General features: G+C 49.8%; 1 protein-coding gene. It reads right to left on the bottom strand.

The annotated features are described in order from the left end of the window. Positions 1-20: 20 nt before the first annotated feature. Positions 21-1,127: a transposase gene (locus FRY97_RS21825; RefSeq protein WP_147169741.1), complete on the bottom strand. Its 1,107-nt coding sequence runs from the start codon at positions 1,125-1,127 to the stop codon at positions 21-23. Positions 1,128-1,252: the final 125 nt, after the last annotated feature.

The following is a 1,252-nucleotide window of genomic DNA, read 5'->3' as shown; positions in this document are numbered from 1 at the left end:
TTGATAGCCGTACACTTTTTTCAATCTGTACTTGAAAAAAAATCGGCGAAGTTCTTTGACAACATTGAGAAAATGTAGTAAGCCAAGTCCGAGTAGTCTGCCATAGCACGTTGGGCTACAGTGACCGGGCTCATTTTGTGCACCCTGTCGTATCGCAGGAACTGAGCTAATACTTCAGCAGGCTGCTCTTTAACGATTAGCCCTATGCAAAAAGTAAAGATAAAGGCCATAGCTGCAACAATAATAAGGTTCTGCACCCGCTCGGGGCCATCGAGCATTGAGCGCTGCAATTGAAACCCTGCGGATTTTAGCTGTTTGAACAAGGTCTCGATCTTGAACCGCTTTTTGTAGTATTTGCAGGCCATTTCACCAACCTCCATATTAGTCAGCAAAGGGATAGGGTCTTTGAAGCCCTTGCCCCTCCAGAGGATAGCGTGGCTAGCATTGCAGCCGTTTTCTACGAAAACGACCCGGCGCTTATCAAGCAGCGGGGCAAGCGTGTCGATGCGTGCGCTCTCCCCTCCAAAGTCTACCTGGCGGTCAAGAGAAGTGCGCAAGACATATTCCCACCCCTGCCCGTGGCAATAAGTACGCAGCAGTATGCCATCAAACTCGCCGTCGCCAAGTACGACAACCCGGCAAGCCGCCTGAGTACAAAAGAGCGGGCTGGCCTGCTGGAGCAGCTCAGTGTGCACCTGGTCAGAAAAATGCCCTTTGGCACCTTTTCTGGTCAGCCACACAACTGGAATGGCATAGCCACGCCATAAAACAGACAGCATTAAGGTACAACAGCCCTGCCCTGACTCACTACCATCAATGGCAAGCGTCAGCTCCCCGTTTTTGGCCAGATAACTGAGCACGTAGGCAATATAGGGCGCGAAGAAGGTATCCCAGTCTGTCCATTTACTGCACAGCCAGCGTTTGGACTGCTTGATCCGGCTTTGCGCTTGCCTGGTATCTGAACGACAAGTAGTGCTTATGCCCGAAAGGCTGCAGCTCTTAGACCTTGCACATGAGTTGATCATGCTCGCCAAGACCTTCAGCCGGCGCAGGTGGTTGCCTTTAGCTTCTAATGCAGAGCACCTGCGAAGGAAATTCAGTGTATCTTTGTATAGGCTTCGGCTCATAAGGAGGAGGGATTGTGATCTAGGAAACCACTAATTTCCTCTTCCTTATTCATTTTCTCAATATGTCAAAGAACTTACCCGGATTTCTCTCTTGCAGCTAGCTGCAAAAAGTGTACGGTTGTCAA

Source organism: Phaeodactylibacter luteus (assembly GCF_007993045.1).
Classification (GTDB): domain Bacteria; phylum Bacteroidota; class Bacteroidia; order Chitinophagales; family Saprospiraceae; genus Phaeodactylibacter; species Phaeodactylibacter luteus.
The sequence above is the reverse complement of the archived record's forward strand: the minus strand, read 5'-3'. Positions and strand labels throughout refer to the sequence as shown.

Bases quoted from the DNA above. Each gene is read 5' to 3' on its own strand.
- FRY97_RS21825 (WP_147169741.1), bottom strand. From the start codon at position 1,127: ATGAGCCGAAGCCTATACAAAGATACACTGAATTTCCTTCGCAGGTGC.